The following is a 25,971-nucleotide window of genomic DNA, read 5'->3' as shown; positions in this document are numbered from 1 at the left end:
ACGAACCGGGACATGGCGAGAGCTCGGCACCCGTACGACGGGATGCCGAGCTCTGCCGCGACCGCGGAACCCTTAGATGAGACCCAGGCCGCGCACCGCCTCGCGCTCCTCGGCCAGCTCCTGGACCGAGGCGTCGATGCGGGCGCGGGAGAACTCGTTGATGTCCAGGCCCTGGACGATCTCGTACTTGCCGTCCTTGGTGGTGACCGGGAAGGAGGAGATCAGGCCCTCCGGGACGCCGTAGGAGCCGTCCGACGGGATGCCCATGGAGGTCCAGTCGCCCTCGGCGGTGCCGTTGACCCAGGTGTACACGTGGTCGATGGCGGCGTTGGCGGCGGAGGCGGCGGACGAGGCGCCACGGGCCTCGATGATCGCGGCGCCGCGCTTGGCGACGGTCGGGATGAAGTCGTCGGCCAGCCACTTCTCGTCGTTCACGACCTCGGCGGCGTTCTTGCCGGCGACGGTGGCGTGGAAGATGTCCGGGTACTGGGTGGCGGAGTGGTTGCCCCAGATGGTCAGGCGCTTGATGTCGGCGACCGTCGAGCCCGTCTTCTTCGCGAGCTGGGTCAGCGCGCGGTTGTGGTCCAGGCGGGTCATCGCGGTGAAGCGCTCGGCCGGGACGTCCGGCGCGGCGGCCTGCGCGATGAGCGCGTTGGTGTTGGCCGGGTTGCCGACGACGAGGACCTTGATGTCGTCCGCCGCGTGGTCGTTGATGGCCTTGCCCTGCGGCTTGAAGATGCCGCCGTTGGCCTCCAGCAGGTCACCGCGCTCCATGCCCTTGGTGCGCGGGCGGGCGCCTACCAGGAGGGCTACGTTGGCGCCGTCGAACGCGACGTTCGGGTCGTCGGTGATCTCGATGCCCTGGAGCAGCGGGAAGGCGCAGTCGTCCAGCTCCATGGCCGTGCCCTCGGCGGCCTTGAGCGCCGGGGTGATCTCCAGGAGGCGCAGCTTGACCGGCACGTCCGCGCCGAGCAGCTGGCCGGAGGCGATGCGGAAGAGCAGGGCGTAACCGATCTGGCCGGCCGCGCCGGTGACGGTGACGTTCACGGGAGTGCGGGTCATGGCGTTCTCCGTATGACAGCTGGCGGTGGGGCGTCCCTGCCCCGGGCGGATGATCGATCTCTTGGCGTCAAGAGAGATCCACCGGTCAGGCTATCGCGCATCCGGCATGCGAGACGTACCGGGCTGTGTGGCTCACCCCACAGGATGGATCACCTGGGGCGGAGGGCCGGTGGCGTGTCGCCGGGAGCGGGCGCCGGCGGAGGGGCGGCCGCCCGTCCGGGAGGGGGGACGGATGCGGCCGCCGGTGGGGGTGCCGGTGAGCCGGACTCCCGTGGGGGTACGGGTTCGCCTGCCCGGGATCGGGGCCGCCCATGCGTGGCGGCCCGGAATCTGCCATCGGTGGGCGGGGCGCGACCCGTCACACGTCGCTCAACGGGTGCAGCCCGTCTGCCCGGAGGCCAGGGTCGTGCAGGCATTGGCCTGCGCCGCGTCCTTCACGGCGACCATCGGGGTGTACGCGATGGTGTCCCCGGCGGCGGTGATCTCCCCGGTCTGCCGGGCCTTGCCCGCGGACAGTTCGACCTTGTCACCCGGCGCGGCGCCGGTGATACGGCCCCAGGCCGTGCCGCAGATCCTGCTGTAGCGGACCTCCAGGGTGACGGCGCCGACGGTGGCGGACCGGGCGGTGGTCACCCCGTCGCCGCTGCACTTCATGGCCTCGGCGTCCTTGCCGTCGCACGCGGACCCGGCGCACTTCACCCCGGGCGGCGGGCTCGCCTGGGTGCTGGCCGCCGGGGAGGGCGACTTGGCGGCGGACGCCTTCTCGCCGTCGCCGCGGTTGACGAGGACGAAGACGGCGGCGATGACGACGAGCACGCCGACGAGACCCGCGAGGACCACGGTCAGCCGCTGCCGGCCACCGGTCCCCTTGGCGGGGGGTCCGCCCGCGGGCCGGGGGTCCCGCGGCTGCCCGTCGTGCGAGTTCGGGGCGGCCGGAGCCCAGCCGTGGCCGTCGGGCGAGGCCGAGGGCCGCGCTCCGGCGCCGCCGCCCGTCCCGCCGCCGCCCGTGCGACCGCCGCCCGTCCCGCCGCCGGCACCGGCGGCGGTGGTCCCCGCACCGTCCGCGGCACCGGTTCCGGGGCGCGGGCGGGTGGCGCTGCCGGGGCGGGCGCTCGCCGGTGAGGGCCCGCGGTATCCGGCCAGGCCCCAGGAGTTGACGCGGGGGGCCGCGTCCGGCCCGGTGTCCTCGCCGTCGGCCGGTTCGGGTGCGGCGTCCTCCCGGGCGTCGGCGTCGGCGGCCGTCGGCTGGGCGGGGACCGCGGGGGGAGCCGCGGTGGAGGCGGTGGGGGCCGGGGCGGTGGTGGCGCCGTCGTCTCGGGCGGACGGCCCGCCGGTCGCCTCCGCCGCCCCGAACTCACCGAGAGCGGCGCGCGCCTGGGATATCCGGATGGCCTCCATCGTGCGGTCCTGCCGCATCTCCGCCCGGCTCCAGGCGCGTTCGGCCAGCTCCCACATGGTGGTCAGGTGGACGGGGCTGGTGCCGGTGACCTCGGCCAGCGCGACGACCGCGCCCTTGGGTGCGAGGAGCCGGCCGCCCAGGTAACGCTCCCAGGAGGTCTTGCTGTAGCCCGTGCTGTCGGCCAGTGCCGCGATGCTCAGGTCGCCGCGGTCCACGAGCCGCCGCAGCTGGCTGGTGAACTCCTTGATCTGCGGGTCCAGATCCTCGGGCAGGTCCTTCCAACGAGGCATCGCTTCCCCCCTCTTCCCCCCGGTCGGTGCTGTCGGTCTCGCGCGCGGCCCCCGTCCCGCCCTCGCGGCCGCGACGACGCGCGGACCGGTACCCGCGCCGGTTGCTCACAGGGATGCGCCGACCAAGGATCCCAGTTCCCGGATCGGGGCGCACAGCGGCCTGGGCCCGCCGCGCGCGGACACCGTAGCGGAACGGTCACTTCCGTGCCACAGCGCGGGGACAGGCGTTGAACAGGGAGTTCGCGGGCGGAAGGCTGAACCGGGACGGCGGCTCGTCCTTGCTCGGGGGAGGGGACGGGCCACCGTTCCGCCTCCCGCGTTCCGCCTACGGCCGGCCTCAGCCGCCGGGGGTCACCAGCCCCGTCTCGTAGGCCAGCACCACCGCCTGGGCCCGGCTGCCGAGGTCGAGTTTGCTCATCGTGTGGTTGAGGTGGGTCTTGACCGTGGCCTCGCTGATGTAGAGGCGGTCGGCGATCTCCCCGTTGGACAGACCGCGGGCCGTGAGCGTGAGGACCTCCACCTTGCGGGAGGTGAGCACGCCGAGGTCGGCCGGGGGCGCGGTGTCCGGGGCGGGGGCCTGCTGCCGGGCGAACGCCTCGACCAGGCGGCGGGTGACGCTGGGCGCGAAGAGCGCGTCACCACCCTCGACGGCGGTGACCGCGGCGAGCAGCCGCTCGGGCCCGGAGTCCTTGAGCAGGAACCCCGACGCCCCGGCGCGCAGCGCCCCGTACACGTACTCGTCGAGGTCGAAGGTGGTCAGCACCAGCACCCGGGGCGGGCTGTCGTCCGCCTGGGCCAGGATCCGTTCGGTGGCCTCGATGCCGTTGACCCCGGGCATGCGGATGTCCATGAGGATCACGTCGGGGCGGGTCTCGGCGGCCAGCCGCACGGCCTCCTCGCCGTCCCCCGCCTCGCCCACCACCTCGAAGCCGGGCGCGGCGTCGAGCAGACCCACGAGTCCGGCGCGGATGAGGAACTGGTCGTCGACCACGAGCACTCGCGTCATGCCGTACGGTCGCCCCCCGCCCGTGTCCGTCCGTCTACCGCTCCGCCTCCGGAGTGCTCCTGCGGCCGCGTTCCGCGGCCGAGGTGGGCAGGGTCAGACGGACCTCGTAACCGCGCCCGGGGCGTGGACCGACGGCGATCGTCCCGCCGTAGAGCCTGGCCCGCTCGCGCATGCCGATCAAACCGTGTCCGCCGCCCCGGGGCACCGCGGCCGGCGGCACCCCCTCCCCGTCGTCCGTGACGCGGACGGTCAATTCATGGGCACCATACCGGAGTTCCACGCGGGCACGGGCGGGCCCCGCGTGTTTGAGGACGTTGGTGAGGGCCTCCTGGACGACGCGGTAGGCGCACAGTTCGACACCGGGCGGCAGGGGGCGCTCGGCGCCCTCGACGGCGAGGTCCACGGGCAGGCCGCCGGCCCGGACCCGGCCGAGGAGCTCGCCGAGCCGGGCCAGGGTGGGCATCGGGGCCCGCCGGGGGGCCTCCGGGTCCTCCTCGCGCAGCACCTGCAGCATGCGACGCAGCTCCTCCAGGGCTTCGCCGCTGGTGTCCCCTATGGTGCCGAGCGCGCCACGTGCCTTGGCGGGGTCGGAGTCGAAGACGAACCGGGCGAGGCCCGCCTGCACGGAGATCACCGACATGTGGTGGGCGACGACGTCGTGCAGTTCACGGGCTATCCGGCCGCGTTCCTCGGCGACCGCGCGCCGGGCCCGCTCGGCCTGCTCCTCCCGCAGCCGCCGGGTGAGTTCGGCGGAGCGGCGCGCCAGGTGCCCGAACCAGACCAGCACCGAGCAGTAGAGCAGCGCCTGCCCCAGCACGGACGCCATGGACGGGCTGTGGCTGACCACACCGGCGTACACCCACAGCGCGCTCATGCAGGCGGCGCAGACCAGGGCGGTGCGCACCGGCCGGACGGAGGCCACGGTGTACAGGGCGAGCATCGAGCCGAAGGTGCACACCACCGGCCAGTAGCCGAGGGTGACGTAGACGGCGGCCGCCGCCTCGACGGCCGCGAAGACGGCGACCGGCCGGCGTCCGCGCAGGGCGACCGGCAGATGGGCGAGGGCGACCAGGGCGTAGGCGCGCGCGTCGGGTTCCGGCCAGCCCTGCGACCGCGACTCCCGCCCGAGCAGAACGGCGACCGCGGTCATGGCGCACGCGATCAGCGTGTCCACGACGATCGGGCGGGGGCTCCTCGGTCGCATCGCCGCAGGGTAACGCCCATGAGCGCGCCGGCGAGTCAACCGCACGCGGTACCGCGGAAGTTGCAGGGACCGGACGGCGGGCGCCGCAGACGGTACGGGAGTTCGACCCGGAGGCTGATGCTGCGGGCGGCGGGCGGTCGTAGCGTCGGTGACGGGGGAGGTGCCGGTGGCCCGTGTCCTCGGGGGAGTCACGGGCCACCGGTACCGCGGGCACCGCTACTTGCTGACTGTGAAGTGCAGGATGTCCTTCAGGAACGGCATCTTCAGCCACGGGTCGGGCTGCGCCATCAGGGCCAGCAGGACGATCGCCAGGCCGAGGGCGCCGTAGGTGGCGATGTCCGTGAAGCGCGAGCGGACGGCGAGCATGCCGACATCCGGCAGCATCCAGCGCAGGACCGCGCCGGCCAGCAGGGCGGCGCCGATCAGCAGGGTGCCGGGGCGGAAGGCGTCGAACGCGGTCAGCAGCAGGCCGAGCGCGACCGCCGACAGCACGACGAGCAGGGGCCACTGCCGGGCCGGTGCGGGGGCGTCGCCGGGGGCCGCCCGGCCGCCGCCCTCGGGGCGGGCGGTGTCCCTGGTGAACAGCGGGAAGCGGCGTGTGACACGGCGCGGGCGCCCCTCGGCGTCGGGGGCGCTGACCGCGTCACGGACGGTCGGCTCACCGTCCCGGGTCTCCTCAACCGGCACTGCGCTCCGCCGCCTCGACCACGTTGACCAGCAGCTGCGCCCGGGTCATCGGGCCCACGCCGCCGGGGTTCGGGGAGATCCAGCCGGCCACCTCGGCCACGTCCGGGTGGACGTCGCCGACGATCTTGCCGTCGGCGTTGCGGGAGACGCCGACGTCCAGGACGGCCACGCCCGGCTTGACGTCGTCGGCGCGGATCAGGTGCGGGGAGCCGGCGGCCGCGACGATGATGTCGGCCCGCTTCAGGTGCGCGGACAGGTCGCGGGTGCCGGTGTGGCACTGGGTCACGGTGGCGTTCTCGCTGCGCCGGGTCAGCAGCAGCGGCATCGGGCGGCCGATGGTCACGCCGCGGCCGACGACCACGACCTCGGCGCCCTTGATCTCCACGCCGTGGGCCCGCAGCAGGCTGATGATGCCGTTGGGGGTGCAGGGCAGCGGCGCCGGCTCGTTCAGCACGAGGCGGCCGAGGTTCATCGGGTGCAGGCCGTCGGCGTCCTTGGCCGGGTCCATCAGCTCCAGGATGCGGTTCTCGTCGATGCCCTTGGGCAGCGGGAGTTGCACGATGTAGCCGGTGCAGTCCGGGTCCTCGTTCAGCTCCCGGACCACCGCCTCGATCTCCTCCTGCGTGGCCGTGGCGGGCAGCTCGCGCTGGATGGAGGCGATGCCGACCTGCGCGCAGTCGCGGTGCTTGCCGGCGACGTACTTCTGGCTGCCGGGGTCGTCCCCGACGAGGATCGTGCCGAGGCCGGGCGTGACGCCCCTTTCCTTCAGCGCCGCCACGCGGGCGGTCAGATCGGACTTGATCGCGGCTGCGGTGGCCTTGCCATCGAGAATCTGGGCGGTCATGCCCCCATCCTCGCGGATGACCCGGCCCCGGTTCCAATCCGGGTGCCGGAGGCCCGCCCCCGACTTGTCACCGCGTGATCGGGGATGTGTCACTTCATGATCAGAGATGTTGCACTTGCACAACACCTCACGATTCCGGCTGGACAAGTAAGAGCGTGCTAAAGAACGATGGGCGGACAGTGCCGCGGGCAGTGCCGGGGGGACGGACCGCATCTGTAGAACTCTCCTCCGAACCGTGCCGCGCGTCGTCCCCGCACTTGAGCATCGGAGGAAGACCGCCATGAGCTTTGGCGACCCGAACAACCCCTACGGTCCGCCGCCGCCCCAGCCGCCGACCGCTCCCGGCTACGGCTACCCGCAGCAGCCCGGCATCCCGCCGCAGGGCTACCCGCAGCAGCCGGCGTACCCGGGCTACCCGGGCGGCAACATGATGCCGCAGACCATGCCCGGGCTGATGGTCACCGCCCGGGTCATGCTGTACATCGTGGCAGCCGTGCAGATCATCGGTGGTCTCGTCTTCCTCTACCTCGCCGCGACGATCAACGACGTCTCCAACGCGGGCGAGGACACCTTCGGCGACAACGCCCTCTCCGACATCGGGCACGACGGGGCCGGCATAGCCCTGGTCTTCGCGCTGTTCATCCTGGGGCTCGCGGCACTGTCGATCACCCTCGGCGTGAAGCTCGGCCGCGGTGGCCAGGGCATCCGCATCACCACCATGGTCTACGGCATTCTCGGCGCCCTCGTCGGCCTGCTGATCATGATCAGCGCGGCGGGCCAGGGCTCCAGCGCCGGGCTGATCTCGGCGCTGCTGTGGATGAGCTTCGGCGGCATCATGGCGGCCGCCATGATCGCGCCGTCCGGTGCGGCCTGGTTCAACCGCCCGCGCTACTGAGCCGCGCCTCCGGCAGACACCCGACTGGGCTGCTCCCCTTCGCCAGGGGGAACAGCCCAGTCGCCGTTTCACGGGCCGGCCGCGGCCGGCGCCCCGATCAGTGGAAGAAGTGGCGCGTGCCCGTGAAGTACATGGTCACGCCCGCCTCCTTCGCGGCCTCGACGACCTGCTCGTCACGGATCGAGCCGCCCGGCTGGACGATCGCCCGGACACCGGCGTCGATGAGGATCTGCGGGCCGTCGGGGAAGGGGAAGAAGGCGTCGGAGGCCGCGTAGGAGCCGCGGGCGCGCTCCTCGCCGGCCCGCTCGACGGCCAGCTTGCAGGAGTCGACGCGGTTGACCTGGCCCATGCCGACGCCGACCGAGGCGCCGTCCTTGGCGAGCAGGATCGCGTTGGACTTCACCGCCCGGCACGCCTTCCAGGCGAAGGCCAGCTCCGCCAGCTCCTCGGCGGACAGCGCCTCGCCGCTGGCCAGCGTCCAGTTGGCCGGGTCGTCGCCGTCGGCCTGGAGGCGGTCGGTGACCTGCAGCAGGACGCCGCCGTCGATGTGCTTGAGCTCGACCTGGTCGCCCGGGGCGTCCGCGGCCTTCAGCACCCGGATGTTCTTCTTCCTGGCGAGGGCCTCCAGGGCCCCGTCCTCGTAGCCGGGCGCGACGATGACCTCGGTGAAGATCTCCGCGACCTGCTCGGCCATCTCCTTGCTGACCGGGCGGTTGACGGCGATCACACCGCCGTACGCGGAGACCGGGTCGCAGGCGTGCGCCTTGCGGTGCGCCTCGGCGACGTCCGCGCCGACCGCGATGCCGCAGGGGTTGGCGTGCTTGATGATCGCGACGCAGGGCTCGTCGTGGTCGTACGCGGCACGGCGGGCGGCGTCCGTGTCCGTGTAGTTGTTGTACGACATCTCCTTGCCGTGCAGCTGCTCGGCCTGCGCGAGGCCGCCGGTCCCGGAGGTGTACAGGGCGGCGGGCTGGTGCGGGTTCTCGCCGTAGCGGAGGGTGTTCTCCCGCTCGTGGGTCGCGCCGATGAAGTCCGGGAACCGCGACTCGTCGACGGGCGCGTAGGAGGAGGCGAACCAGGAGGCGACGGCGACGTCGTACGCGGCCGTGTGCTGGAAGGCCTCGGCGGCCAGGCGCTTGCGGGCGGCGAGGTCGAACCCGCCGTCCTTGACCGCGGCGAGGACGTCGGCGTACCGCCCGGGGCTGGTCACCACGGCCACCGACGGGTGGTTCTTGGCGGCGGCGCGGACCATCGACGGGCCGCCGATGTCGATCTGCTCCACGCACTCGTCGTCCGAGGCGCCGGAGGCCACCGTCTCCCGGAACGGGTAGAGGTTGACGACGACCAGGTCGAAGGGCTCCACGCCCAGCTCGGCGAGCTGCTCGCGGTGGCTGCCGAGACGCAGGTCGGCGAGGATGCCCGCGTGCACCTTCGGGTGCAGGGTCTTCACCCGGCCGTCCAGGCACTCGGGAAAGCCGGTCAGCTCCTCCACCTTGGTGACGGGGACGCCGGCGGCGGCGATCCGGCCGGCCGTGGAGCCGGTGGAGACCAGCTCGACACCGGCCTCGTGCAGGCCGCGCGCGAGGTCTTCCAGCCCGGTCTTGTCGTAGACGCTGACGAGCGCCCGGCGAATGGGCCGCTTCGTGCTCTCGGCGGTGGCGGTCACTGGATAACTACCTTTCGTCCCTCAATGCGATAGCCGTTGCGGGCGAGCCGCCCCACGACCTCGACGAGCAGCCTTCGCTCGACTTCCTTGATGCGCTCGTGCAGCGCGCTCTCGTCGTCCTCGTCCCGGACCTCGACCACGCCCTGGGCGATGATCGGGCCGGTGTCGACGCCGTCGTCGACGAAGTGGACGGTGCAGCCGGTGACCCTGGCGCCGTACGCGAGCGCGTCACGCACGCCGTGGGCCCCGGGAAAACTGGGCAGCAGCGCCGGGTGGGTGTTCACGAACCGCCCGCCGAACCGGGCGAGGAACTCCTTGCCGACGATCTTCATGAACCCGGCGGAGACCACGAGGTCGGGCTCGTGGGCGGCCACGGCCGCGGCGAGGGCGGCGTCCCACTCCTCGCGGCTGCCGTGGTCCTTCACCTTGCACACGAACGTCGGCAGTCCGGCCCGCTCGGCGCGGGCGAGCCCCTCGATGCCTTCGCGGTCGGCCCCTACGGCGACGATCCGGGCGCCGTACGACTCGGCTCCGGTGCGCTCGATCTCGTCCAGGAGCGCCTGCAGGTTGGTGCCGGATCCGGAGACCAGCACGACAAGGCGCTTGACCGCTGGGCCGGCGGTGGTGGCGGCCACGATGGGGCCCTTTCTCGGGGTGTGATGTGTCCGGCCGGGGTCTTGTACTTTCGTACGAATGCTTCGCACCCCCCGATACGGGGAAGTCTACGAAGCGGCCGGCCGTCAGCAACGATACCGGCACTGCGGACAACCCCCGCGGGACGGGGCCTTGGCCGGAAGGTAGCGTTCGCAGGGAATCGAGAGGGCCAGCCTCGGGAACGCGGTCGTGGTGCGGTGCGTTCACGTGGTGGAAGCTCACGTCGGACAGCCGTAGTCATCTAGGGGAAGACGCTCTTTTGATGCCCGATCGCAGCCTGCGACTCCTCACGTTCCCGCCGCGCCCGGTCCAGGGCGGCGAGGGGAGCGCCGTACTGCTGCGGGAGCGGCCGGCCTCGCCGCCCGAAGCGCCCCGGGGCGGACGGGACGGCGAGGGACGGGGCGGTGAGCGCGAGGACGACAACCCGTTCGCGCCGCCGCCGGAAGGCGCCCCGGACCGCCCGTGGCAGCCCCGTCACCCCGGCTCTCCGGGCCCCGGCCCCGACGGCTCCTCCGGCCACGGCCCCCAGGGCGGCTCCGGACACGGTTCCGAAGGCGGCCCCGGCTCCAATCCCGGGGGCTACACCCCCTGGGGCGGCCAGTGGAGCGACCGCCAGCCCGGCCGGTCCCCCGGCGGCTTCGGCCAGCGGCCCGGTGGCGGACCGCAGGGGCCCGGCGGACCGGCCGGCCCCGGCACCCGCTGGGACCCGGCCGACCCCGCACAGCGGCATGCGCGGTTCGCCCTGCTGTCGGGCATGTGGGCGGTCTTCTTCGTCCTGTTCAGCTGGCCGTACGTGTCCCTGCTGCTGGGCGCGCTGGCCATGTACTGGGGCATCAGCGCGCTGCGCGCCAAGCCGCGCACCCCGGACCCGGACACGCCGGCGGCCCCGAGCGGCCGGCCCCAGACGACGGCGGCCGTCAGCGGTCTGGTCACCGCGTCCCTGGCGCTGATCATGGTGGCCTCGACCTTCACCGTCCAACTCGTCTACCGCGACTACTACACCTGCGTCGACGACGCCCTCACCCACGAGGCCAAGCAGTCCTGCGACAGGCTCCTGCCGAGCGAGCTGCGCGGGGTGCTGGGCGTGGGGAACGACTGACCCGGCGATGACCCCGGCGGGGCGCCGGCCCGGGGCGGGCCGGCGCCTCTCAGCGGTGGCCGGTGGGGTCTTCCGGGGGCTCGGGGGCGTCCGTGACGGCCGCCGACGGGTCCGGTGAACCGGGTCGGTCGGGAGCGGCGGCGGCCTCCCGCAGGGCCGCCCAGCGCGAGGCGCGCGCGAGTTCGTCGTGCCAGTCCGAGGCGAACGGGTCGTCCGCGGGGAGCAGGTCGTACAGCTCCTCCCCGGCGGTCGGGGCCGTGCCCGGTGCGGCGTCCCGTCGGGTCGGTGACGTGCCCTTGGCACCACCCTTGTTCCCGCCCTCGGGCCCAGCGGAGTTCCGGGGGCCCGCCGCCGGCCCCCCGCCCGCGCCCGAGCCCGCCGCGGGTTCCTCCGCCGGCTTCCGGCGCTTCGCCCCGCGCCACTTCCACCCTCCGGAGCTCGCCCCGGGTGCTCCGCCGTTGACGGAGTCCGCACCGGATCCCGGCTCGCCCACGGGCGCCGTCGGCGTCGCGGACGCCTTCGTCCCCGCCGTCCGCGCCGTCGGCTCCGACTCCTGGGAGGGTGTGCCGTCCGGGTGGGGCCGCCGGGCGTGGAGCCGCCAGAGCCGTGCGACCAGTGCCACCGGCATCGCGGACACCACCGTCCAGACCCCGGCCGCTCCCCCGGTCTGCCAGCCCACCGGGCCGAACCGGGCCAGCCGGCCCACGCCCAGCGGGCCTCCGGCCAGCTCGGCGAGCAGACCCAGGAGCGCGGCGCCGGCCACCGCGGTCAGCAGGACCACGCCCGCGGTACGGCCGGCCGACCACCGGGCCCCCGCCCGTTCCCCGGACCGCGGCCCCGGAACGGCCGCCCGCGCCACGAACCATCCCGCCGTCACCCCGGCCGCCAGCGGCGCCAGCCCCGCCAGCCAGTTCGGCAGCGCCCCGGGACCCGGGTCGGGCACCGCGGCCAGCAGGGGGAACGGCGGCAGCAGCGGAGCCGGGTCGGAGGCGAAGGGGTGCACGAGGTGTCCGGCGCCGAGGACGAACCCGGGACCGAGGGCGTAGGACGCGGCCCACACCGCCGCGTTGGGGACCAGCGCGACACCGAGCACCAGTACCGCGAACCGCCCCGTCCAGCCGTCCGTCAGCTGCAGGAAGGACGTCCGCGCCGCGTCCCCGTGCCACACCAGCGACACCCCGGCCAGCAGTGCCCCGCCGCCGGCCAGCACCGCCGTACCGGCACCGGCGGCGCGTACGGCCGCGGCCAGCCGCGCCTCCGCGTCCGTCCCGGCGACCAGCCGCCGCACCGGCCCGGGCAGCCCCCGCAGGGCGCGCCTCAGGGGCCCGCGCGGGCAGCCGTGCCCCGACCACACCCCGGCCGCCGCGGCGCCCGCGGCGACGAGCGGCAGACATGTCGCCACCCACGTCGGTCCGGGACGCAGTTCACCGCCGGAGCAGTACAGCACGGCCGCGCCCCCGACGCCGAGGTATCCGAGGACCACGCCCGTCCACGCGGTGCGCGCGGGCACCGGGGGCGGCCCGTCGGGTTCCGGGGAGGCGTCCACCGCGTCCCGCGCCGCCCGGTACAGCAGCCACACCGGCAGCGCGAGCAGCAGCAGCGGGGTCACGCCCACCGGCATGGGCGCACCGGAGAGCGTGTCGGTGCGGACCAGCTCCACCCCGTGCGCCAGCAGCCACAGCGCGGCCGCGATGTGCAGCGCGCCGCCCGGCCCGCTGTCGGGGTACGGCGAGCTGACCCACAGGGCCAGCACGAGCACGGCGAGCGAACCGAGCCCGAGGCCGGCCGCGACCACGCCGCCGAGGAGGCTCGCGCCCAGTCCGGACGAGTGGTCGCGCATCCGCGCGAGCAGCGACGTCAACGACGGTCGTCGAGCGGTCATCTGGTTCACGGACGCCATGCTCCCAACGACACGCGCTTTCCCGTCGTAACGGGCGAACCCCCGAAGTGTCGCTCAATATATGTTTATGTTCTTTTTCGTACAGAAGGGTGCACGGTGACGACATCTCAGCGGCTGACGCCCGCTCAGGCCTTCGACGCGCTGTACGCGTTCTGCGCCCCCGCCCTCGTACGGCAGACCTACCTGCTCACCGGACGCCGGGAGCTGGCCCGCGAGGCCGTGGAGCGGGCCTTCCAACTGGCCTGGCAGCGCTGGCCGGAGGTCGCCCGGGACCGCGACCCGGGCGGCTGGGTGCGGGCGGTCGCGTACGACCTGGCGCTCTCCCCCTGGCACCGCTTCCGCCCCCGGTACCGGTCCCCCGAGCCGCCGCCGGCCGACCCGGCCGACCGCGCCCTGCTGCACGCCCTGCTCGACCTCCCTCCGGCGTACCGGCGCACGCTCGTCCTCTACGACGGCGTGGGCCTCGACCTGCCGGAGACGGCGGCGGAGACCGAGGCGAGCACACCGGCCACCGCCGGCCGGCTGATCCGCGCCCGCGAGGCGCTGGCCGCGCACATGCCGGAACTGGCCGATCCCGCGGAACTCCACCGCCGGCTGCTCGTACTGGGCTCGACGGAGCGGCTGCGCGCGTCGAGGCCGCCGGCGGTACGCACCGACGGAGAACGCCGGAACGTCTTCTGGACCCATGCGGCCATCGCGTTCACCGTGGCGATCATCGGTGCGACGGCGCTGACCCTGCAGACGGCGCCCACCCGCTACGAGGCCCCGATCGCACCGGCCCAGGCGGTACGGGGCGTCCCCCCTCCAGCGGCGCTGGGCCCGCTGTCCCGCGAGGAACAGGCCCTCCGCACCAAGCTGCACCAGGCGGACACGAGCGGCCCGGAAAGACTCGTTCCGGAAACACGGTAGCCGCGCACAGCCGTAGCCCAGCCGCGGGCAGTCGTGCCGCTGGGGCGGCACGGGTGGGCGCGGCAACCCACCGCCGCCGCGGGCAGTCGTGCCGCTGGGGCGGCACGGGTGGGCGCGGCGGCACCCACCGGCGTGGCGAGCGAAAAAGCCGGTAGGCCCGCCCCGGCCAAGGGGACGGGCCTACCGGCGGCAAGCCTCAGGCGCTCAGGATCTCCCGCGCCAGCTTCGCCGTCTCGGTCGGCGTCTTGCCGACCTTGACGCCGGCGGCCTCGAGGGCCTCCTTCTTCGCCTGGGCGGTACCGGACGAACCGGAGACGATGGCACCGGCGTGGCCCATCGTCTTGCCCTCGGGCGCGGTGAAGCCCGCGACGTAGCCGACGACCGGCTTGGTCACGTTCTCCTTGATGAACGCCGCGGCACGCTCCTCCGCGTCGCCACCGATCTCACCGATCATCACGATCAGGTCGGTGTCGGGGTCGTTCTGGAACGCGGCGAGGGCGTCGATGTGCGTGGTGCCGATGATCGGGTCGCCACCGATGCCGACGGCCGTCGAGAAGCCGATGTCACGCAGCTCGTACATCATCTGGTACGTCAGCGTGCCGGACTTCGAGACCAGGCCGATGCGGCCCGGCTTGGTGATGTCGCCCGGGATGATGCCGACGTTCGACTGGCCCGGGGTGATGATGCCGGGACAGTTCGGGCCGATGATGCGGGTCTTGTTGCCCTTCTTGCCGGCGTACGCCCAGAAGGCGGCCGTGTCGTGCACGGCGATGCCCTCGGTGATCACGACGGCCAGCGGGATCTCTGCGTCGATGGCCTCGACGACCGCGTCCTTGGTGAACTTCTCCGGCACGAAGATGACGGAGACGTTGGCGCCGGTCTTCTCGATGGCCTCCTGGACGGTGCCGAAGACGGGTACCTCGGTGCCGTCGAAGTCCACGGTCTGACCCGCCTTGCGCGGGTTCACGCCGCCCACGACGTTGGTGCCGTCACCGAGCATGAGCTTGGTGTGCTTCATGCCCGTGGAGCCGGTCATGCCCTGGACGATGACCTTGCTGTCCTTGTTGAGCCAGATAGCCATGGTGTGTTGGTGTCCTCGTCCTGAGTGCTTACTTGGCGGCGTGGGCCAGCTCGGCGGCCTTGTCGGCCGCGCCGTCCATGGTGTCGACGCGCTGCACCAGCGGGTGGTTGGCGTCGGTGAGGATCTGCCGGCCGAGCTCGGCGTTGTTGCCGTCCAGACGGACGACGAGCGGCTTGCTGACGTTCTCGCCGCGGTCCTCGAGGAGCTTCAGGGCCTGCACGATGCCGTTGGCGACCTCGTCGCAGGCGGTGATGCCGCCGAAGACGTTGACGAAGACCGACTTGACGTCGGGGTCGCCGAGGATGATCTCCAGGCCGTTCGCCATCACCTGGGCGGAGGCGCCACCGCCGATGTCCAGGAAGTTGGCGGGCTTGACGTTGCCGTGGTTCTCACCGGCGTAGGCGACGACGTCCAGGGTGCTCATGACGAGACCCGCGCCGTTGCCGATGATGCCGACCTCGCCCTCGAGCTTGACGTAGTTGAGGCCCTTCGCCTTGGCGGCGGCCTCGAGCGGGTTGGCCGCGTCCTTGTCGTGGAGCTCTTCGTACTCGGGGTGGCGGAACTCGGCGTTCTCGTCGAGCGACACCTTGCCGTCGAGGGCGATGACCTCGCCGGAGGCGACCTTCGCCAGCGGGTTGACCTCGACCAGGAGGGCGTCCGACTTGATGAAGGTGTCCCACAGCTTGATCAGGACGTTGACGACCTTGTCCGCGACCTCGGCCGGGAACCTGGCGGCCTCGACGATCTCACGGGCCTTGGCCTCGTCCACGCCGTCGATGGCGTCGATCGCGATCTTGGCGACGGCCTCCGGACGGGTGGCCGCCACCTCCTCGATCTCCATGCCGCCCTCGACGGAGGCGATGGAGAGGAAGGTCCGGTTGGCACGGTCGAGGAGGAAGGAGACGTAGTACTCCTCGACGATCTCCGGAGCGGTCTCGGCGATCATGACCTTGTGGACCGTGTGGCCCTTGATGTCCATGCCGAGGATGTCCGTCGCCCGGGCGACGGCCTCGTCCGCGGAGGCGGCCAGCTTGACGCCACCGGCCTTGCCGCGACCACCGACCTTCACCTGCGCCTTGACGACGGACTTGCCGCCCAGCCGCTCGGTGATCTCGCGCGCCGCCTCAGGCGTGTCGATGACTTCACCGGCCAGCACCGGTACATCGTGCTTGGCGAAGAGGTCCCTCGCCTGGTACTCGAACAGGTCCACGCGCTTCCGTCCCTATCAGTGATCTCGCGGTTCGTTGGATGCGTGGGCGTGCCGCGAAGGGCAACGTGACGTCCGCTCTGTCACAAGGGAAGCGCACACGGTGTCCGAGCGCGCGGCATGTCCGTCTCGCAGGTTATCGCCGCTTGCGGGGGTGCCCTAAATCGAGGGTCACACCTGAGCGGTGATACCTGTCACATGATGCCGGGATAGCTGGCACGGCGTGCCGATGTATGAGGCGGCTACGGCCGATGTGCGAGGCCTCACCGGGCTGGGGTTGACCCGGTGAGGCCTCCTTGGCGGCCCCCTCGGAGGGGAGCCGGGGCGGCTGATCCCCACCCCAATGGGGACCAGCCGCCCCTTCCCGCGGGGCTCCGGCCGGACGGTCCGATGGCGTTCGGCCGTCCGGGTCCGGTCACTCCGCGGAGCGAACGGGGGCGCTCAGCCCCGGTATCCCATGCCCCGCGCCGCGCCGTGCACGCCGTACGGGTCCTGGTGGTGGGTGGGCACGGCCGCACGGGCGACTCCCGCGGCGCCGCTCACCGCGTGCCCGGCCAGCGGGCCGCCCGTCCCGCGGGCCGTGTCGTCGACGCCGTCCGCGAAGGCCCCGGCCCGTCCGGCGGCGGGCGCGGTCTCGCCGGCGACCCCGCCCGCGTACGGCCCGGCCGCACCGGCCACGCCGCGGGCCAGGCCGCTCGCGCTCCCGGCGGCGCCCCCGGCCACCGTCCGCACGGCCGACGTGACGCCGTCCGCGACCGGCCCGACGGTGCCGGCGGCGGTCCCGGCGACCGGCCGCACCGCCCCGGCGACAGCGTCCACGACCTGTCCGGCGGTGCCGGTGACCACCTGCGCGGCCGGCTGGACCGCGCCCGTGACGGCCTGCGCGGCCGGCCTCACCGTGCCCGTGACGCCGGCGGCGAACGGCGGCACCTGCTCCGCCACGCCCTCGGCGAAGACGCCGGTCCGGCCGGTCACACCGTGGGCGAGGGGCGGTACGGCACCGACGGCCCCGTCCGCGAAGGGCCGGACGTCACCGGCGACGCCGTGCGCCAGCACCTCCGTGTCCGCGACGGCCTGCCCGGCGACCGGCACGATTCCGCGCACGGCGGCGCCCGCCACCGGCGGCAGCACCGCGTCCGTGGTGTCCCGGCCGGTCCGCCCGGCCAGGCCGGAGGCGTACGCCGTCCCGTCCCTCAGGAACCCTCCGGCGACCTGCCGCACGTCATCCACGGCGCCCGCGGTCACGCCGTGCGCGCCGTGGACGGTCCCCGCGGCCGTCGCGTGTCCACCGGCCCACGTGTCCGCGCCCACGGCGTGCACGTCGTCCTGGGCCCGCTGGACGGCACCGCCGGCCCCGGTGTGCGCGTACGCCGCCACGCCCCGCACCCCGCCGTCCGCGTCCCGTGCCACGCCGTACGCGTCGGCCACGGCCCCGGTGGCGGTTCCGTACACCTCGGAGACGGCGCCCGTGGCCGCGCCGTGCAGGCCGGTCACGGCAGCGGTGGCCGTCGCGTGCACGCCGGCGACGGCGCTCCGGGCGGTCCCGTGCACCCCGGCCGCGGCGCCGGTGGCGCTTCCGTACACGCCGGGCACGGCCTCGCCGGCCGTCCACCGCACTCCGCCGACGGCGTCCGCGGCCGTGCCGTGCGCGCCCGTCACCGCGCGGTGCGCCGTGGGGACGACGCCCGCCGCCGCGTCCCTCGCGACCGGTACGGCTCCGTGCACGGCGGCGGAGGCCACCGGTGGCACCGCGGCGGACTCCACCGCGTCCGCCGTCGGCGCGACCACGCCCGGGACCGCCCCCACCGAGCCGACGACCCGCTGCCCGGCCCCCGCCACCGTGCCGGTGACGTGCGCGGGTACGGCGGCGACGGAGGCCTCTGCCGCACCGGCGGTGCGCGACACGTCGGTGCTCGCGGCGCCGACCGCCTCGGCGGACCGGCCCTGGGCCCGAGCCACCGCTTGCCCGGTCAGCCCCGGCGCGGCCGCGACGGTCTGCCCAGCGGCCGCGCGTACGGCCCCGTCGGCCCTCCCGGCCCGGGTGCGTGCGGCCGAGTGGGTGGCCTGGAGCCGGGTCCGGGCGGCGGCCAGGGCCTCCTCCACCTCGGGGGCGAAGGAGGACAGGGGGCCGAAGAGGTAGTCGATCCCGTCCTCGGCGGTGGCGTGGGCCGTTCGGGAGGTCGCCGTGACCCCGGCGGTGGTGCGGGCGGTGAGCCGTGCGCCCTCCGTCCGGTCGTGCGCCGGGGTCAGGACCGCCGGGGTCCGGGCCTGCTCGGCGCCCTCGGTCCCCGGGCGCTCGACGCCGCGGGCGCCCTCGGGCCCCTCGGCGGCAGGGGTCCGGGCGTCGACGCGGCCCGGGCGGGCCCGGCCGAGGGATGCCGGGACGCTGCCGGTGGCGGCCCGCGCCTGCCGGGTGGCCCCGGCCGTGGCGTCCTCGACGGCCGGGGACGCCTTGCCGGTCGGGTCGGTGACGGCATCCGGCGCGTCGGCGGCGACGCCGTCGGCCGTGTCGGTGAGCGTGCCGGTGAGGCCGCTGCCGGTGTCCGGCAGGGACAGGGAAGTGGCCGGGAGTTCGTCGGCGCTCGCGGCGGCCGAGCCGAGCGCCCACGCGCCGGTGACACCGGCGGCTATGACGATGGAGCGGCGGATGTTCTTGTTCATGTGTGCGTCAAGTCCTTGGAAACGGCTAGGGGGTTCCGTCCGGGGCGCCGGAAGCCGGCGGGAGAGCCGGACGGGCGGGCAGACCTGTTCCGCCCCCGCGCGACAGGTCCGTGGCGGGGAGGTCGGCCGTGCGGCCTAGCCGGGGAAGACCGGGATGTCCCGGTGCCGTTCCCGGGTCCCGGGCGCGTCGACGCGCGCCCTGGCGCCGGGCGCGAGCCGCAGCGGCGCCCGGTCGGCGAGGGTGACGGCCGGTGCGTCACCGTGGGGGAAGGCGGTGCCGTCGACCGCCGCCTGCCTGCCGGGCGCGCCCCCCGGGCCTCCGGTGGGGGCGGGCAGGCCGGAACCCGCCTCGGCGGACGGGGCGGCGTGGTGTGCGACGTCGTGCGCCGGCTGCCATGGGGCAGGGTGCGTCTCGGGTCCGTACGCCGTGACCGGCGCCGGTCCGGTGACCGCGGTACCGGTCCCGGTGCCGGCCTGCCGTTGCCCGGCCGGCGTCCGCGCCGCGTGACCGGCGTCGCTCCGCGACCCGGGTGCGGGCTTGTCCCGGTGCGCGGGCGGGCTGCCGGGCAGGTCCGGCAGCCGGGTGACGTCCGGCAGGGGCAGTGAGGGTGCCGTCCCACGCGCCTCGCCGACGGGGCCGGAGGCCGTGGTCGCCACCTGCCGCACGGGTGCGACGACCCGCTCGGCGACGGTGCGCACCACACGGGCCACGGGTGCCACAGGCCCCTCACGCAGCGACCGGACCGCACGCGGCGTTCCGGCCGGAGCCGCTTGCCTGCCGGCGGGGCGCCGCGGGAGGTGCCCGGCCGGCGGACGCGGCGCGGAGGCGGTGTCCGTCGCCGTCGCCGTGGCGGTCGCCGCCGCCGGTGTCCGGTCGGCCGCGTGCGCCTGTTCCCCGCAGAGGAAACCGAGCACGAACAAGCCGCCCACCAGCAGCGCCAGTTGGAGAGCACGCCGCCCGGCCGCCGTACGCAGCACGCGTACGGCGGCACCGAAGGGGGCGGCTGGGAGGATCAAGGAGGGGTACGTCCTCGGGTCGGCGCGGCACGGGCGCCGCCGATCCTCGCACGGCAGGCCCGAGGCTGCGCAAGCCCCCGGTTACCGATGGGTAGTCATGTCCCCTTTGCGTTCGCTCGTTTCCCCGCCCGGTGTCACACGGTGTCCGGTATCGGCAACGGCCGCTTCTCGAGCGCGGCCGCCATCACCTCGGGAAACAGGTCGGGCGTACAGGCGAACGCCGGGGCGCCGAGCGCGGCGAGCGCCGCCGCGTGCTGCCGGTCGTACGCGGGGGCTCCCTCGTCCGACAGGGCGAGCAACGCCACGAACTGCACCCCGGACGCCTTCATCGCCGCGACACGCTTGAGCATCTCGTCGCGTATGCCGCCTTCGTAGAGGTCGCTGATCAGCACGACCACGGTCTCCGCGGGCCGGGTGATCCGCGACTGGCAGTAGGCGAGCGCCCGGTTGATGTCCGTGCCGCCGCCGAGCCGGGTGCCGAAGAGGACGTCGACCGGGTCGTCCAGCTGGTCGGTGAGGTCGGCCACCGCGGTGTCGAAGACGACCAGCCGGGTGCTGACCGACCGCATGGAGGCGAGGACCGCACCGAACACGGAGGCGTACACCACGGACGCGGCCATCGACCCGGACTGGTCGATGCACAGGACGACGTCCTTCCTCACCGACCGCGCGGCCCGCCCGTATCCGATGAGCCGTTCCGGTACGACCGTGCGGTGTTCGGGCAGGTAGTGCTTGAGGTTGGCCGCGATGGTGCGGTTCCAGTCGATGTCCTGGTGGCGCGGGCGGTTGATGCGCGCGGTGCGGTCCAGGGCGCCGGTGAGGGTGGCCCGGGTCCGCGTCGCCAGCCGCTTCTCCAGCTCCTCGACCACCTTGCGCACGACCGCGCGTGCCGTCTCCCGGGTCGTCTCCGGCATCGCCTTGTTGAGCGAGAGCAGGGTGCCCACCAGGTGCACGTCCGCCTCGACCGCCTCCAGCATCTCCGGTTCCAGCAGCAGGGCGGAGAGCCCGAGCCGGTCGATGGCGTCGCGCTGCATGACCTGGACGACGGAGGACGGGAAGTAGGTGCGGATGTCCCCGAGCCAGCGGGCGACGGACGGCGCCGAGGCGCCGAGGCCCGCCGAACGGTCCCGTCCGGTCTGCGGTCCGTCCCCCTTGCCGTAGAGCGCGGCCAGTGTGCCGTCCATCGCCGCGTCACGGCCGGACAGCGCGCACCCGGTGCCGTCGGCCTGGTCTCCGCCGAGCACCAGCCGCCAGCGCCGCAGCCGCTCCCGGGCCGGGTCGTCGCCGCCGGCTGTCCCGGGCACTTCTTCGGTCGTCATGAGCCCACCCCCGCGAGGCGGTTGTCGTCGGTCGTCTCGTGGTGCCGTCCGGCGTCCGGGCCGAGCAGCAGCCGCAGCACCGGCAGCACGGCGTCGGCGCGCACGGGGTCCGGGTCGGCGGCGAAGCCGGGCGTGCCGGACGCCTGGCCGGCCGGGCCGTCGGTGCCGCCCGGCCCGCGCCGCACGAGTTCGCCGAGGGTTCTGCGCACTCCGGGCTCGTACGCCGAGAACGTGCGCCGCAGCAGGGGAAGTACGTCCGTGAACCCCTCCGGGGCCACCGCGGTCAGCCAGGCGTCGACCAGGCCGAGCAGCCGTTCGTCGTGCACCAGCAGCAGGCCGCCCCCGCCGCCGACGAAGCCCTCGATCCAGGCGGCCGCGTCGGCGGGTGGTGTCCCGGGCGACAGCGCGAGCCCCATCAGCCGTGCCGCCTCCCCGGCGGCCAGCTCGCCCTCGTCCAGCAGCAGCCGTACGGCCCGCCCCCGGACGACGCCGGGCGCGGTGTCCCGCGCCGACAGGTTCCGCAGTACGGAGCGCCAGCGGGCTCGCAGGTCGCCGTGCCCGGCGGAGGAGGGCGCGGACGGGGTCTCCACCAGGAGTGCCACGGCCGTGTGCACGGCGTCGACGTGCCCGCGCATCTCCTGCGCCGCGTCCGCGTCCAGACCGGCGCAGGCCGGCGGGAGGCCGACGAAGATCCGCTCGGCGAGGCCCGCCGCCACGCCGGCCAGGGCGCCGGTGTCCGTGCCCCGCACGTCGCCGTAGCGCAGCGAGCGCACCAGTGCGGGCAGGGCCTGGGCGAGGTGGCCGACGTCCGTGTCGAGAGCCGCCCGGTCGGCGAGCGCCCGCATGACCACGGGCAGGGCGTCCGGCAGGCCGGCCAGCAGGCACTGCTCGGCGAGCGCGGTGACCTCGGCGAGGGTCCCCGCGGCGGTCGCGTCCGCCTCGGCCCTGGCCCGTGCCGCGGCGAGCACGGTCGTCCCCCACACACCGGCCTCGGCGACCCGTACCGACAGCTCCGGCTCCCAGCGCAGCCGCCAGGTCTCCCGGAACGTGCCCGTGCTCCCCCGCGAGCGGGCCGGCTCGCCCCAGCCGACGCCGAGCAGCCGCAGCCGGTGCAGCAGCCTGCTGCGCCCCGCGTCGGTGTCCCCGCGCAGGTCCAGCTCCAGGTCCCGCTCCGGGGCCTCCGGCCTGAGCCGCAGCGAACGCTGCTGCCGGGCCAGGTCGCGCTGCAGGGGTACGGCGGGGGCGGACTCCGGGACCTCGCCCAGGACGTCCCCGACCACCAGCCGGTCGTGGACCAGCGCCAGCGGTACGTCCGAGCCGTCGCACATCACCGCGCGCACCGCGTCGGTGGTCTCGCCGAGTCCGGGCAGCGGGCGGCCGCGCATCGCCGCCAGCGTCTCCGCGAGCCGTACGGCCTCGATGACGTGCGCGGACGACACGATCCGGTCCTCCTCGCGCAGCAGTCCGGCCACCTTGGTGAGCCAGCGCTCGACCGGCCGGTCGGGAGTACGGAACAGATGCCCGTACCAGCCCGGCGAGTCGATGCCCGCACCGTATCCGCCGGCCCGGGCCAGCCGGCGGTGCGTCCACGGCACCCAGGTCAGGTCCGCCCTGGTCCTGGGCAGTCCCCGCAGCAGCGCCCGGTCGGCGGTGACGGTGGTCCTCTCGCGCAGCGCGGGCACGTGCCAGGCCCCGCAGACCACGGCCACCGCGTCTCCGAACTCCTTGCGCGCGTCGCGCAGCCGGAGCCGCATGTGCGCCTCCCGGACGGCGTCCCGGGCGTGCCCGCCGGTGCCGGATCCTTCGCGCAGCGCGGCCATGGCATCCGCCACCGCGGCGAACGGTGCGAAGGGATCCTGCTCGCCCGGCCCCCGGTGTTCGACGACGTCCTCCCACCATCGCTCGGGATCGTCGTACCCGGCGGCCTCGGCGAGCGCGGCGAGCGGATCGACACGGACCTGCTCCCCGTCGGTGGCCCCCGGCCCGTCGGTCGGCCGCGGCCCGTCGGTCGGTCCGGACCCGTCCGCGGGCGGTTCCTCCCGCTCCTCGCGCTCCTCCCGCTCCTGCCAGGCGAGCGTGTGCGTGGCCGGCAGGTCGATGAAGCGGGCCGGTGTGCCGTGTTCCAGGGCCCAGCGGATGGCCACCCACTCGGGGCTGAACTCGGCGAGGGGCCAGAAGGCCGAGCGGCCGGGCTCGTCGACGGCGTGGGCGAGCAGGGCCACCGGGGGCCGCAGGTCCGGGTCGGCGGCCAGCGGGATCAGCGCGTCGGCCTCGGGCGGGCCCTCGACGAGGACGACGGCGGGCCGGGCGGCGTCCAGCGCGGCCCGCACCGCGCGCGCGGAGCCGGGCCCGTGGTGCCGTACGCCGAGCAGCAGCGGCCCGGAGTCACGCGCCGGGCTCCGGCCGGCGCCGGTCACGCGCTCACCTCCCGGCAGGCGCGGTAGAAGTCCGTCCAGCCCTCCCGCTCGCGGACGACGGCCTCCAGGTACTCCTGCCAGACCACCCGGTCGGCCGCCGGGTCGCGCACGACGGCGCCGAGGATGCCGGCGGCGACGTCCCCGGGCCGCAGCACCCCGTCGCCGAAGTGTGCGGCGAGCGCGAGGCCCCCTGTGACGACGGAGATCGCCTCCGCCGTGGACAGGGTGCCGCTGGGCGACTTCAGCTTCGTGCGCCCGTCGGCGGTGATGCCGTCGCGCAGCTCGCGGAAGACGGTCACGACCCGGCGGATCTCCTCGATGCCGTCGGGCGCGGCCGGCAGGTCGAGGGAGCGGCCGATCTGCTCGACGCGGCGCGTGACGATGTCGACCTCGGCCTCGGGGCTCTCCGGCAGGGGCAGCACGACGGTGTTGAAGCGGCGGCGCAGGGCGCTGGAGAGGTCGTTGACACCCCGGTCGCGGTCGTTGGCGGTGGCGATGAGGTTGAAGCCGCGCACCGCCTGGACCTCCTCGCCCAGCTCCGGGATCGGCAGGGTCTTCTCCGACAGGATCGTGATCAGCGTGTCCTGCACGTCGGCCGGGATGCGGGTCAGCTCCTCCACGCGGGCCGTCATGCCCTCGGCCATGGCCCGCATGACGGGGCTGGGCACGAGGGCGTCGCGGCTCGGGCCGTGCGCGAGCAGCCGCGCGTAGTTCCAGCCGTACCGGATCGCCTCCTCCGGCGTGCCGGCGGTGCCCTGCACCAGCAGGGTCGAGTCGCCGCTGACGGCGGCCGCCAGATGCTCCGACACCCAGGTCTTGGCGGTGCCGGGCACACCGAGCAGGAGCAGTGCGCGGTCGGTGGCCAGCGTCGTGACGGCGACCTCGACGATCCTTCGCGGGCCCACGTACTTGGGACTGATCACCGTGCCGTCCGGCAGGGTACCGCCGAGCAGGTAGGTCGCGACCGCCCACGGGGACAGCTTCCAGCGGGCCGGGCGCGGGCGGTCGTCCTGCGCGGCGAGCGCGGCGAGTTCGGCGGCGAACGCGTGCTCGGCGTGCGGCCGCAACGTCTGCGCGCTCCCGTCGCGGTTCGGTGCGGCGGTCGTCGGTTGCGCGGACACAGACATGGCTGGGGCCCCCTCCAGCTCGGCCGGTTCGGATCTGGCATCCACCGTGCACCACGCCACTGACAATCGCTCCGACCTGTGGACACGCGCTCGCCGGGCCGATTGTCAGTGGGGGCGCCTACCGTCGGTGGCATGACTGAGCAGGGGGTGCGCTGGACCGCGGACCAGGTGCTGGCACTGGCGCCTGACGCCGCGTCACGCAAGGCGGGAGGCCGGCTCGGCACCGCCGGGCCGTGGTCCGAGGCGGGGAGCGCGGAGGGGACGGTGTGGGGGCTGTGCAAGGGCAGCGGCAGCAGGCCGTACCGGACGGTGGTGGACCTCGCCGGTGCGGACGGGGCGGCGTACAAGTGCAGTTGCCCGAGCCGTAAGTTCCCGTGCAAGCACGCGCTCGGCCTGCTCCTGCTCTGGGCGGGCGGCGACGGCTCGGTGCCCGTGTCCGCGCGGCCGCCGGACTGGGCCGGGCAGTGGCTCGCGGACAGACGCAGGCGCGCGGAGGGCAGGCGGGCTCAGGCCGAGGGGGGCTCCGCCGCCGGGTCCGCCGATCCGGAGGGGGCGCGGCGGCGGGCCGAGCGGCGGGCCGGGCGGGTCACGGCGGGCGCGACGGAGCTGGAGCAGCGCCTGGCCGACCTGCTGCGCGCCGGCCTGGCCGCGGCCGGGCAGGCGGGGTACGGCCTGTGGGACGAGACGGCGGCCCGCATGGTCGACGCGCAGGCCCCGGGACTGGCCGCCCGGGTGCGGGAGCTGGGGGCGATCCCGGCGTCGGGCGCGGGCTGGCCGTCCCGACTGCTGGAGGAGTGCGCCCTGCTGCACCTGCTCGACCAGGGCTGGCTGCGCCGGGACCTGCTGCCGGACGCGCTCGCCGCGACGGTCCGCTCCCGGGTCGGTCTGCCCGCCTCGGCCGACGGCGCGCCGGTGCGCGACCGCTGGCTGGTCCTCGCCCAGTACGACACGCCGGACGCGAAACTGACGACGCGCCGGATATGGCTGCACGGCGCGCGGTCGGGCCACACCAGACTGCTGCTCTCGTACGGCGCGGCCGGCCGGGCACCCGAGCAGTCCCTGCCGGTCGGTCTGGCCCTGGACGCGGAACTGTCCGGATATCCGGGCGCCGGGCGGTCACGGGCCGCCCTCGGGGAACGGTTCGCGGCGCCCGCACCGGCGGCGTTCCGGCCCCCCGGCATGGGCACGGCCGAGGCGGTGGCGCGGTACGGCGAGGCGCTGCGCGACGATCCCTGGCTGGAGTCGGTCCCGGTGACCCTGGACCGGGTGACACCGGTTCCGGACGGCGACGTGTGGCAGCTGGCGGACGCCGACACGGACTCGGCCCTGCCGCTGTCCCGTGCCGCGCGCTCCCGGCCCGGTCTGTGGCGGCTGGTCGCCCTGTCCGGCGGCGCGCCGGTGAAGGTCTTCGGCGAGTGCGGCCACCGCGGCTTCACCCCGCTCACGGCCTGGCCGGAAGGTCCGGGCGAGGCGGTGGCCCTGTGCTGACCCGCCCGTACCACCACGCCGCCGGAAGTTCCCGGCAAC

Annotated in this window: 20 protein-coding genes; 4 read left to right on the top strand and 16 right to left on the bottom strand. The window is 74.8% G+C overall.

What is annotated here, in order from left to right; all coding sequences use genetic code 11:
• Positions 1–72: 72 nt before the first annotated feature.
• The 6 genes from IE177_RS01220 to IE177_RS01195 all read right to left on the bottom strand — a co-directional run bounded on the left by IE177_RS01220 (position 73) and on the right by IE177_RS01195 (position 6,492).
• Complete coding sequence (locus IE177_RS01220) at positions 73–1,062, bottom strand: malate dehydrogenase (protein WP_190012789.1); 990 nt, start codon at positions 1,060–1,062, stop codon at positions 73–75.
• 369 nt (positions 1,063–1,431) lie between these two features.
• Positions 1,432–2,751, bottom strand: coding sequence for a helix-turn-helix domain-containing protein (locus IE177_RS01215; protein ID WP_190012788.1), 1,320 nt, complete (start codon positions 2,749–2,751; stop codon positions 1,432–1,434).
• Positions 2,752–3,088: 337 nt separating this feature from the next.
• Entirely contained in the window at positions 3,089–3,757 is a 669-nt protein-coding gene (locus IE177_RS01210) for a response regulator (RefSeq protein ID WP_190012787.1), read from the bottom strand.
• A 34-nt stretch (positions 3,758–3,791) separates the two neighbouring features.
• Entirely contained in the window at positions 3,792–4,961 is a 1,170-nt protein-coding gene (locus IE177_RS01205; protein ID WP_190012786.1) for a sensor histidine kinase, read from the bottom strand.
• Positions 4,962–5,177: 216 nt separating this feature from the next.
• Positions 5,178–5,648, bottom strand: coding sequence for a DUF3017 domain-containing protein (locus IE177_RS01200; RefSeq protein ID WP_190012785.1), 471 nt, complete (start codon positions 5,646–5,648; stop codon positions 5,178–5,180).
• Complete coding sequence (locus IE177_RS01195) at positions 5,638–6,492, bottom strand: bifunctional methylenetetrahydrofolate dehydrogenase/methenyltetrahydrofolate cyclohydrolase (protein WP_190012784.1); 855 nt, start codon at positions 6,490–6,492, stop codon at positions 5,638–5,640. Before IE177_RS01195 ends, IE177_RS01200 begins: the two co-directional genes overlap by 11 nt.
• Positions 6,493–6,772: 280 nt before the next feature.
• On the opposite strand from IE177_RS01195, the gene IE177_RS01190 reads away from it, so the two are divergent.
• A complete protein-coding gene (locus IE177_RS01190) occupies positions 6,773–7,387 on the top strand; it encodes a hypothetical protein (protein WP_190012783.1) in 615 nt (204 codons plus the stop codon).
• A 97-nt stretch (positions 7,388–7,484) separates the two neighbouring features.
• On the opposite strand, the gene purH is transcribed toward IE177_RS01190, so the two are convergent.
• Positions 7,485–9,053, bottom strand: coding sequence for a bifunctional phosphoribosylaminoimidazolecarboxamide formyltransferase/IMP cyclohydrolase (gene purH, locus IE177_RS01185; protein WP_190012782.1), 1,569 nt, complete (start codon positions 9,051–9,053; stop codon positions 7,485–7,487).
• A complete protein-coding gene (purN, locus tag IE177_RS01180) occupies positions 9,050–9,688 on the bottom strand; it encodes a phosphoribosylglycinamide formyltransferase (RefSeq protein WP_190012781.1) in 639 nt (212 codons plus the stop codon). Before purN ends, purH begins: the two co-directional genes overlap by 4 nt.
• 281 nt (positions 9,689–9,969) lie before the next feature.
• Between purN and IE177_RS01175 the strand changes: the two genes are divergently transcribed.
• The gene (locus IE177_RS01175) at positions 9,970–10,806 is read left to right on the top strand and encodes a hypothetical protein (RefSeq protein ID WP_190012780.1); all 837 of its coding nucleotides are present in this window, start codon (positions 9,970–9,972) and stop codon (positions 10,804–10,806) included.
• 49 nt (positions 10,807–10,855) lie between these two features.
• On the opposite strand, the gene IE177_RS01170 is transcribed toward IE177_RS01175, so the two are convergent.
• Positions 10,856–12,706 carry a cell division protein PerM gene (locus tag IE177_RS01170; RefSeq protein ID WP_190012779.1) on the bottom strand — a complete coding sequence of 617 codons (1,851 nt, stop codon included), beginning with the start codon at positions 12,704–12,706 and terminating at the stop codon, positions 10,856–10,858.
• Positions 12,707–12,763: 57 nt separating this feature from the next.
• On the opposite strand from IE177_RS01170, the gene IE177_RS01165 reads away from it, so the two are divergent.
• Positions 12,764–13,615 carry an RNA polymerase sigma factor gene (locus IE177_RS01165; protein ID WP_190013325.1) on the top strand — a complete coding sequence of 284 codons (852 nt, stop codon included), beginning with the start codon at positions 12,764–12,766 and terminating at the stop codon, positions 13,613–13,615.
• 196 nt (positions 13,616–13,811) lie between these two features.
• Here IE177_RS01165 and sucD read toward each other — a convergent pair whose 3' ends face one another.
• The 7 genes from sucD to IE177_RS01130 all read right to left on the bottom strand — a co-directional run bounded on the left by sucD (position 13,812) and on the right by IE177_RS01130 (position 24,444).
• Positions 13,812–14,696, bottom strand: coding sequence for a succinate--CoA ligase subunit alpha (sucD, locus tag IE177_RS01160; protein WP_190012778.1), 885 nt, complete (start codon positions 14,694–14,696; stop codon positions 13,812–13,814).
• A 28-nt stretch (positions 14,697–14,724) separates the two neighbouring features.
• Positions 14,725–15,906 (bottom strand): ADP-forming succinate--CoA ligase subunit beta, encoded by a 1,182-nt coding sequence (gene sucC, locus IE177_RS01155; protein ID WP_190012777.1) that lies wholly within the window; start codon positions 15,904–15,906, stop codon positions 14,725–14,727.
• A 438-nt stretch (positions 15,907–16,344) separates the two neighbouring features.
• Positions 16,345–18,564, bottom strand: a complete 2,220-nt coding sequence (locus tag IE177_RS01150; protein ID WP_190012776.1) for a hypothetical protein — start codon at positions 18,562–18,564, stop codon at positions 16,345–16,347.
• A gap of 135 nt (positions 18,565–18,699) precedes the next feature.
• Entirely contained in the window at positions 18,700–19,581 is an 882-nt protein-coding gene (locus tag IE177_RS01145) for a hypothetical protein (protein WP_190012775.1), read from the bottom strand.
• Positions 19,582–19,715: 134 nt separating this feature from the next.
• The gene (locus IE177_RS01140) at positions 19,716–20,900 is read right to left on the bottom strand and encodes a VWA domain-containing protein (protein ID WP_190012774.1); all 1,185 of its coding nucleotides are present in this window, start codon (positions 20,898–20,900) and stop codon (positions 19,716–19,718) included.
• Positions 20,897–23,317 (bottom strand): DUF5682 family protein, encoded by a 2,421-nt coding sequence (locus IE177_RS01135; protein ID WP_190012773.1) that lies wholly within the window; start codon positions 23,315–23,317, stop codon positions 20,897–20,899. Before IE177_RS01135 ends, IE177_RS01140 begins: the two co-directional genes overlap by 4 nt.
• Positions 23,314–24,444 (bottom strand): ATP-binding protein, encoded by a 1,131-nt coding sequence (locus IE177_RS01130; RefSeq protein ID WP_190012772.1) that lies wholly within the window; start codon positions 24,442–24,444, stop codon positions 23,314–23,316. The genes IE177_RS01135 and IE177_RS01130 overlap by 4 nt, the downstream gene beginning before the upstream one ends.
• A gap of 132 nt (positions 24,445–24,576) precedes the next feature.
• On the opposite strand from IE177_RS01130, the gene IE177_RS01125 reads away from it, so the two are divergent.
• Complete coding sequence (locus IE177_RS01125; RefSeq protein ID WP_190012771.1) at positions 24,577–25,932, top strand: SWIM zinc finger family protein; 1,356 nt, start codon at positions 24,577–24,579, stop codon at positions 25,930–25,932.
• Positions 25,933–25,971 lie beyond the last annotated feature (39 nt).

The organism is Streptomyces lucensis JCM 4490 (assembly GCF_014650035.1).
GTDB classification, from domain to species: domain Bacteria; phylum Actinomycetota; class Actinomycetes; order Streptomycetales; family Streptomycetaceae; genus Streptomyces; species Streptomyces lucensis.
This window is presented reverse-complemented; position numbering and strand designations above follow the sequence as displayed.

Excerpts from the sequence above, each read along its gene's own strand:
- IE177_RS01130 (WP_190012772.1), bottom strand. The coding sequence starts at position 24,444 with ATGTCTGTGTCCGCGCAACCGACGACCGCCGCACCGAACCGCGACGGG.
- IE177_RS01215 (WP_190012788.1), bottom strand. The coding sequence starts at position 2,751 with ATGCCTCGTTGGAAGGACCTGCCCGAGGATCTGGACCCGCAGATCAAG.
- IE177_RS01210 (WP_190012787.1), bottom strand. The coding sequence starts at position 3,757 with ATGACGCGAGTGCTCGTGGTCGACGACCAGTTCCTCATCCGCGCCGGA.
- IE177_RS01195 (WP_190012784.1), bottom strand. The coding sequence starts at position 6,492 with ATGACCGCCCAGATTCTCGATGGCAAGGCCACCGCAGCCGCGATCAAG.
- sucD (WP_190012778.1), bottom strand. The coding sequence starts at position 14,696 with ATGGCTATCTGGCTCAACAAGGACAGCAAGGTCATCGTCCAGGGCATG.
- IE177_RS01150 (WP_190012776.1), bottom strand. The coding sequence starts at position 18,564 with ATGAACAAGAACATCCGCCGCTCCATCGTCATAGCCGCCGGTGTCACC.
- IE177_RS01170 (WP_190012779.1), bottom strand. The coding sequence starts at position 12,706 with ATGGCGTCCGTGAACCAGATGACCGCTCGACGACCGTCGTTGACGTCG.
- IE177_RS01140 (WP_190012774.1), bottom strand. The coding sequence starts at position 20,900 with ATGACGACCGAAGAAGTGCCCGGGACAGCCGGCGGCGACGACCCGGCC.
- IE177_RS01220 (WP_190012789.1), bottom strand. The coding sequence starts at position 1,062 with ATGACCCGCACTCCCGTGAACGTCACCGTCACCGGCGCGGCCGGCCAG.
- IE177_RS01205 (WP_190012786.1), bottom strand. The coding sequence starts at position 4,961 with ATGCGACCGAGGAGCCCCCGCCCGATCGTCGTGGACACGCTGATCGCG.
- IE177_RS01190 (WP_190012783.1), top strand. The coding sequence starts at position 6,773 with ATGAGCTTTGGCGACCCGAACAACCCCTACGGTCCGCCGCCGCCCCAG.
- IE177_RS01125 (WP_190012771.1), top strand. The coding sequence starts at position 24,577 with ATGACTGAGCAGGGGGTGCGCTGGACCGCGGACCAGGTGCTGGCACTG.
- IE177_RS01175 (WP_190012780.1), top strand. The coding sequence starts at position 9,970 with ATGCCCGATCGCAGCCTGCGACTCCTCACGTTCCCGCCGCGCCCGGTC.